Genomic DNA, 7,033 nt, shown 5'->3' with positions numbered 1-7,033 from the left:
CACACCCGGCATGTCGGCGCTGGCGCGGGCGTTTGCAGCGGGCCTGACGATCCACTGCGGCACGCCCGTGACCGCTTTGGTGCGCACGCAGGAGGGCTGGCGCCTGCAGGTCGGCGCGACCCGACATCGCGCCGCCCGTGTGGTGCTGACGCTGCCGGCGCCGCAGGCGGCTTCGCTGCTCGGTGACGATCCGCTCGCCGCGCGTCTCGCGCCGGTGCGGATCGCACCGTGCTGGACCTTGATGGCGGCGGTGAGCGCGCCTGCGCCCTTCGTCGTCCGGCGTGATGACGCCGCAGACCTCGCCTGGATCGCGCATGATGGTGCCAAGCCGGGACGCGCGACGCAGGAGGGGCTCACGACCTGGGTGGCGCAGGCGGGCGAAGCCTTCAGCACCACGCATCTGGAGCGCGCGCCCGAGGCGGTCCGGGCGCTGATGCTGCCATCCCTGCTGTCGGCGATCGGCACTGACGCCTCCGCCGTGCGCTTTGCCGCCGCGCATCGCTGGCGCTTTGCGCGGGTCACCACGCCGCTCGGCGCGCCGTTCCTGCGCGATGAGTCCGGAACGCTCTATCTCGGTGGCGACTGGTGCCTCGCCGCGCGGGTCGAGGCGGCCTATGCCAGCGGCTGCGCCATTGCTGACGCGTTGCTGGCCACGGCATGAGCGCAGCCTCGCACATCGCCCAACAAGCAGCGCCCCTCTACGCCGCCCGGCGGAGAAGATCGATGTCACCAGGGCGGTCCGGGAAGGCGTCAGTCCATCCGGACCCACGCGCCTCCGCCCGCCGACGACCTCACCGCCGCATCGATGAACTTCACTCCGGCCAGGCCGTCCTCGACCGTCGGGAACAGCACCTCGCGATCCGGCTTCTCTCCCGCTCTTGCCGCGCGGATGGCGTGGGCGGCTTCGGCATAGATCGTGGCAAAGCCCTCCAGATAGCCTTCGGGGTGGCCGGAGGGCAGGCGGGTGACGCGGCCGGCTGCACCCGTGGCGCCCGCTCCGCCGCGGGTGATCAGTTGCTTGGGCCGTCCGTAGGGCGTGAACCACAGCTGGTTCGGATTTTCCTGGGCCCATGCGAGTCCGCCCTTGCTGCCGGAGATGCGCAAGGTCAGGCCGTTCTCGTGGCCGACGGCGACCTGACTCGCCCACAGCATGCCCTTGGCGCCGCCCTTCCAGCGCAGCAGGATCTGCACGTCGTCGTCGAGGCGCCGGCCCGGCACGAAGGTCGTCAGTTGCGCGAGCAGCTCATCGAGCGCGAGCCCGCTGACGAAGCAGGCGAGATTGTAGGCGTGCGTGCCGATGTCGCCGATGCAGCCGCCCGGGCCGGAGCGGGCGGGGTCGGTGCGCCACGCCGCCTGCTTGTGATCGCTGTGCTCGAGCGGCTCGGTGAGCCAGTCCTGCAGATATTCAGCCTCCACCAGCCGGATCTCGCCGAGCTCGCCGCTCGCGACCATCTCCCGCGCCTGCCGCACCAGCGGATAGCCGGTGTAGTTGTGCGTCACCACGAACAGTTTTCCGGTCGACCGCACCAGCGCCACCAGCTCCTCGGCCTCGGCCACGGTCGTCGTCAGCGGCTTGTCGCAGATGACGTGGATGCCGGCCTGGAGGAAGGCTCTCGCGACGGGCGCGTGCATGTGGTTCGGCGTGACGATCGCGACCGCCTCGATGCCGTCGGCCCGCGCGGCTTCGGCCCGGGCCATCTCCTCGAACGCGCCATAGGCGCGATCGTCGGCGATGCCGATTTCCTTGGCCGAGGCCTTGGCGCGACCAGGATCGGACGCGAGCGCGCCGGCGACGAGCTCGAACTGGTCGTCGATCCGCGCGGCGATGCGGTGCACGGCGCCGATGAAGGCGCCCTGACCACCGCCGACCATGCCGAGGCGGATGCGATCGCGGCGGCCAGCCTCATGGCTTGCATTGATGGCCATCTGCGCCTCCCCTCAAGCCAGGCCGAGCATCTTGCGATTGGCCACGTCGTCGGCGCCCGAGCCGGCGAAATCATCGAACGCCTTCTCGGTGACCTCGATGATGTGGCTCCTGATGAAGCCGGCGCCCTCGCGCGCGCCCTGCTCGGGATGCTTGATGGCGCACTCCCATTCGAGCACGGCCCAGCTGCCATAGCCGTATTGTGTCAGCTTGGAGAAGATCGCGCCGAAATCGACCTGGCCATCCCCGAGCGAGCGGAAGCGCCCGGCGCGGTCGGCCCAGGCCTGGAAGCCGCCATAGACGCCCTGGCGCCCGGTTGGATTGAACTCGGCATCCTTGACGTGAAAAGCCTTGATGCGCTGGTGATAGATGTCGATGTAGTCCAGGTAATCGAGCTGCTGCAGCACGAAATGCGAGGGATCGTACAGCAGGTTGGCGCGCGCGTGGTTGCCGACCCGCGACAGGAACATCTCGTAGGAGACGCCGTCGTGCAGATCCTCGCCGGGGTGGATTTCGTAGGCGAGATCGACGCCATGCTCCTCGGCATGATCGAGGATCGGCCGCCAGCGCCGCGCCAGCTCGTCGAACGCCGCCTCGACGAGACCGGCCGGACGCTGCGGCCAGGGATAAATATAGGGCCACGCCAGGGCGCCGGAGAACGTCGCGTGGGCGCCGAGCCCGAGCCGCCTGGACGCCTGGATCGCCCGCTTGACCTGGTCGACCGCCCATTCCGTGCGCGCCACCGGATTGCCGCGCACCTCCGGCGCCGCGAAGCCGTCGAAGGCCGCATCATAGGCCGGGTGCACGGCCACGAGCTGGCCCTGCAGATGCGTCGAGAGCTCGGTGATCGCCAGTCCGTGGCGCGCCGCGATGCCCTTCACCTCGTCGGCATAGTCCTGCGATTCGGACGCCCGCTTGAGGTCGAACAGCCTGCCGTCCCAGCTCGGGATCTGTACCCCCTCATAGCCGAGCGAGGCCGCCCAGCCGCAAATCGAATCCCAGGAATTGAACGGCGCTGCATCGCCGGCGAACTGGGCGAGAAAGATGGCGGGACCCTTGATCTGCTTCATCGCATGCTCCCTTCTTCGTGGATCGACGCGTGCTGGCGGGGCGCGATCTTGCCATCGCACCGGCGTGTCCGCCATGCCGGAACCGCCGCGCATTTCACCACCAGTCTCAATTTGCCGCGTCGGGCGGTCGGCAGGGCTATCGCAATCGATCAATGCAGTTTTCCGCGCGCCCGTCTGCACAATGTCATAAAAGCGCGTGAGCTCGTTCCAGCCCTGGCGCGAGAGGCCCGCTTCGAGAATTCCTCTGACGGATATTGACCAGTGAGCCAGACCTTTACGTCCGATCATGCCGCGCTCGACAAGCTGAAGGGCCGCATCCAGGCCCTGCGCGCCAAAACCATCGCCAATGGCTGCACCGAGGAGGAGGCGCTTGCGGCGGCGGCCAAGGTGGCCGAGCTGCTCGACCGTCACGAACTGTCGCTGTCGGACCTCGAGCTAAAGGCCTCGTCCTGCGAGCGCAGGGTGTATGAGACCCATCGCAAGAAGCGCATTCCGATCGACGATTGTATCGGCGCCATCGCGCTGTTCTGCGATTGCCGGGTGTGGCGCGAGAAGAACGCCGCCGGCGACAACGTCTATGTGTTCTTCGGGCTGCCCGCCGATGTCGAGGTCGCGCATTACCTGACCGAATTGATCGACAATTCCGTGCGCGCCGAGCTCGGCCGCTACAAGACCTCGACCGACTACGCCCGTTTCCGCCACCAGGACCGCCACCTCGCCAACGCCTCCTTCGCGCTCGGCATGGTCGCCTCGGTTGCCGAGCGGCTGGTGACGATGAAGAAGAGCCGGGATGAGGTGAACGCGTCGACCGGCCGCGGCCTGGTCGTGCTCAAGACCTCGGTGGTCGATGCCGAGTTCGACAAGCTCGCTCTCAATCTGCGCTCCGCCCGCAGCACGAGCCGGACGGTGTCGATGACGGCGTACGAGGCCGGCGGCGCGGCAGGGGCGACGGTGGCGATCGGTCCGGGGGTCGGCGGCGCGACACGAGGAAGTGGACGAGGAGGCCGCTGAGCGCCTGGCTGCGTCCTCATCGCTTCCGTGCGCGCATGCCGGGGATCCGACCTCGCGGTCTCGACGATCCGAATTGGGGAGACCACCATGACGAAGGCTCCGTTCCCCGTCCTCGCGACCCGACGATTGCGCCTGCGCGCCATCGTGCCGAATGACCGGGAGCGTTATCAGGACCTGCTATCGATCCCGGACGTCACGCGCTACGCGAACATTGCCTTCGCGCCAAATGAAGAGCAGACCCGCGACATGCTGGCTCGGATGGCTGAGATGTTCGACGCCGGGACCGGATGCTCCTGGATCATCGAAGATCTCGCGTCGAACGATTTCGTGGGCGCCGTGCGGTTCAACTATTTCGTCAAGCATGCGCGCGTCGGCGGCGTCGGGTATGAGCTCCATCCGCACTATTGGGGACGTGGCCTCATGACCGAGGCGTTGCGTGCCGTCGTCGGCACCGGACACGCATTGTTCGACCTGAACCGCATCGAGGCATGGACTTTCCCCGGAAACGGCGCTTCCGATCGCGTGCTCCAGAAGGCCGGTTTTCTGCTCGAAGGGGTGCAGCGTCAGAAGGGGTGTTTCAGAGGCGCGTTGCACGATGTCCGGCTGTTTGCGCGGCTCGCGTCGGATGCGATACCGCCGAGTCCAGGTGATGGGATCTGAAACTGCTTAGGCAATGCAGCAAGTATTTCCATTTCAAGTTGACGGAATATGCGTCATACTACTACGGTAATCTGTTTCCGAATTCGCCTGATATCGCCGTGAACTGATTTCGTTGCTCGTGCGGTGTGACCGCCTGGATCGTCTCGTCCGCCGCGTCTGTCGCCTGACCTGAATTGATCGCCGATCCGAACATCGTTTCGATCCAGACCCGCCGCCCCGAGCGCCATGGGAGATCCAGATGCACAGCCTGCCGCGTCGCCGCCGACGGCTGCTTTCGCTGATCGTCATCGTCGTGCCCGCGGTCGCGCTGCCTGCATGGGCCCAAAATCCTGCCCCGCGCATGGTCGAGGCGTTCCTCGTGCGCAAGGACCAGTCTGACTGCGGCAATTCCGACGTGAGGGCGGACGATCCCTCGCGGATCGGCGGCACCGTCGTGATCGCGCGACAGTCCAACGGTGCATTGCGCCTGAAGGTCGCGATCACCGCGGCCCCGGACACGATCTATCACTTCTATCTGAAATGCGTGCGGTCCCTGGGCGACATCAAGACGGAGGATGAAGGCGAGGGGACCGCTGAGTTCGAACTCGCCGCCGATGGCGCACCGCCAGTGCTGACCTTCGACATGTACCCGGAAGGCGCGCCTGCCGGCCAGAAATTCCAGAGCACGCCGGTCCGGCTGCCATGACGCGCCGCCGGCTCTCGCCCCCTGTTCAGGTCTCTTGTCAGGTCTCTTGGTTCAAACCGATCAAAAGCGAGGATGCGCCGTGAAGACAGTCGGTGTCGTGATGACGATGGTTTGTGCAATCTGGCTCGCGCTTGGATTGGGAGCGGCGCATGCGCAGGCGACGCGGACCTGGGTGTCCGGCGTGGGCGACGACGCAAACCCCTGCAGTCGGACCGCGCCCTGCAAGACGTTCGCCGGCGCAATCTCGAAGACGGCGGCCGGCGGCGAAATCAATACCATGGATCCCGGCGGCTTCGGCGCCGTCACCATCACCAAGTCGATTCGCATCGTCGCCCAGTCGGGCGTCGCCGGGGTGCTCGTCTCCGGTACCAACGGCATCGTGGTCGCCGCCGGGCAGAGCGACAGCGTCTATCTCGAGGGACTGGTGATCGACGGCGTCGGCAGCGGCCTCAACGGCGTCCTGTTCAACAGCGGCGCCTCGCTGGTGGTGCAGAACTGCAAGATCTTCGGCTTCACGCAATGGGGCGTGCTGTTCACGCCGACGAACCCCGGCAAGCTGTCGATCTCCGACTCCGTCATCACCAGCAATGGCAGCTCGGCGAGCTTCGGCGGGGTGAAGGTGATCGGACGCGCCGGCGCGACCTCGATCTCCGGCGTGATCAATCGCACCCTGCTGGCCAACAACGCCAACGGCTTCCTGATCGACGGCACCGGCGGCGGCGGGATTTCGGAGGTGACGGTGCGCGACAGCGTGGCGACCGGCAACACCGGAAACGGCATCGCCGCGACGTCGGCGGGCACCGTGTCGTCGGTCGTGTTCGTCGACCGGACCAACGCATCCCACAATGGCGGGGCCGGGATCGCCGCGACCGGCGTGGCGTCGGCGGCCGCGATCCTCACCAATTCCAACGTTCACAATAATGCGACCGGCCTGCTCGCGAGCGGCGGTCAGATCGGCTCGTTCAAGAACAACGCGATCTCGTCGAACACCAGCGACGGTTCGCCGACGGTGATCCTGCCGCTGAACTGACGGCCGGGCGGTCCGCACCGTCCTGCCGCCGCGCCCGCCGGAGCCGGCCGCCTCACGTCTTCTTGCCGGAGCCTTTCAGTGCATTCCAGGCGGCCTGATTGGCTTCGTCGAATGCCTTGCGCGACTCGCTCAAGGCGGCGCTGAACACCGACCAGGACTGACTGCCGGTCTGCTTGAGCGTCTCGAGATGGGCGCCCGCCTGGGCCGCGTCGGACGAGAGCTGCTTGAGCACCGTGTCGAGGTCGGCGGCGCCGGCGGCCGTCACCTTGGTGGCCGCATCGCGAAAACGGTCGGCCGCCTCGCTCCAGGCCTTGGTCTGTGCGGCGGCGATGTCCTTGAAGGTCGCCTGCTGCTGCTCGGCCTGCTTGCCGGCCGCGTCGAAATAGGCCTTCACCTGCGACTCGAAGCCGGCCCAATGCCGGTCCAGCTCGGTCTTCGCGCTGGCCAGCGCGGCTTCGCCGGCAGCGGCCTGGGTCGCGAGCAGGGCTTCGAGCTCGCCGCGGCGCTTCGTCAGGTCGGCGAGGATCTGCTGGGTCTTCGCCCTGGACGCCGCCTCGACATCGGCAGCCTTGGCGCCGAGCGAATCCAGCGCGGCATCCATCTCATGCAGGCGTTCCTTGGCCCAGTTCAGGTAGACGCTCATGCTGCTCTGC

General features: G+C 67.2%; 8 protein-coding genes. 5 read left to right on the top strand and 3 right to left on the bottom strand.

The window, feature by feature from the left end:
• The coding region (locus BRAS3809_RS35910; RefSeq protein ID WP_035656691.1) for an NAD(P)/FAD-dependent oxidoreductase at positions 1 to 661 on the top strand (661 nt) is incomplete at its 5' end.
• An 89-nt stretch (positions 662 to 750) separates the two neighbouring features.
• Here the strand turns inward: BRAS3809_RS35910 and BRAS3809_RS18045 are convergent.
• Both BRAS3809_RS18045 and BRAS3809_RS18040 read right to left on the bottom strand, forming a co-directional pair.
• On the bottom strand, positions 751 to 1,926 hold the full coding sequence (locus BRAS3809_RS18045; protein ID WP_008963525.1) for a Gfo/Idh/MocA family protein: 1,176 nt from the start codon (positions 1,924 to 1,926) through the stop codon (positions 751 to 753).
• Positions 1,927 to 1,938: 12 nt separating this feature from the next.
• Complete coding sequence (locus BRAS3809_RS18040; protein WP_008963524.1) at positions 1,939 to 2,994, bottom strand: sugar phosphate isomerase/epimerase family protein; 1,056 nt, start codon at positions 2,992 to 2,994, stop codon at positions 1,939 to 1,941.
• 261 nt (positions 2,995 to 3,255) lie between these two features.
• On the opposite strand from BRAS3809_RS18040, the gene BRAS3809_RS18035 reads away from it, so the two are divergent.
• From BRAS3809_RS18035 to BRAS3809_RS18020, 4 genes are all read left to right on the top strand, one after another.
• Positions 3,256 to 4,005, top strand: coding sequence for a DUF7168 domain-containing protein (locus BRAS3809_RS18035; protein WP_008963523.1), 750 nt, complete (start codon positions 3,256 to 3,258; stop codon positions 4,003 to 4,005).
• A gap of 87 nt (positions 4,006 to 4,092) precedes the next feature.
• A complete protein-coding gene (locus BRAS3809_RS18030; protein WP_008963522.1) occupies positions 4,093 to 4,665 on the top strand; it encodes a GNAT family N-acetyltransferase in 573 nt (190 codons plus the stop codon).
• 238 nt (positions 4,666 to 4,903) lie between these two features.
• Positions 4,904 to 5,350 carry a hypothetical protein gene (locus BRAS3809_RS18025; protein WP_008963520.1) on the top strand — a complete coding sequence of 149 codons (447 nt, stop codon included), beginning with the start codon at positions 4,904 to 4,906 and terminating at the stop codon, positions 5,348 to 5,350.
• A gap of 79 nt (positions 5,351 to 5,429) precedes the next feature.
• Positions 5,430 to 6,380 carry a right-handed parallel beta-helix repeat-containing protein gene (locus BRAS3809_RS18020; RefSeq protein ID WP_008963519.1) on the top strand — a complete coding sequence of 317 codons (951 nt, stop codon included), beginning with the start codon at positions 5,430 to 5,432 and terminating at the stop codon, positions 6,378 to 6,380.
• 52 nt (positions 6,381 to 6,432) lie between these two features.
• Here BRAS3809_RS18020 and BRAS3809_RS18015 read toward each other — a convergent pair.
• Positions 6,433 to 7,033, bottom strand: a 601-nt coding sequence (locus tag BRAS3809_RS18015; RefSeq protein ID WP_035656689.1) for a sll1863 family stress response protein, incomplete at its 5' end; no start/stop codon positions are given.

The organism is Bradyrhizobium sp. STM 3809 (assembly GCF_000239795.1).
In the GTDB taxonomy this organism is placed as follows: domain Bacteria; phylum Pseudomonadota; class Alphaproteobacteria; order Rhizobiales; family Xanthobacteraceae; genus Bradyrhizobium.
Note: the sequence above shows the minus strand (reverse complement) of the source record. Positions and strands in the feature narration are given on the sequence as shown.

Coding starts and splice junctions, on each gene's coding strand:
- BRAS3809_RS18025 (WP_008963520.1), top strand. CDS start 4,904: ATGCACAGCCTGCCGCGTCGCCGCCGACGGCTGCTTTCGCTGATCGTC.
- BRAS3809_RS18045 (WP_008963525.1), bottom strand. CDS start 1,926: ATGGCCATCAATGCAAGCCATGAGGCTGGCCGCCGCGATCGCATCCGC.
- BRAS3809_RS18030 (WP_008963522.1), top strand. CDS start 4,093: ATGACGAAGGCTCCGTTCCCCGTCCTCGCGACCCGACGATTGCGCCTG.
- BRAS3809_RS18040 (WP_008963524.1), bottom strand. CDS start 2,994: ATGAAGCAGATCAAGGGTCCCGCCATCTTTCTCGCCCAGTTCGCCGGC.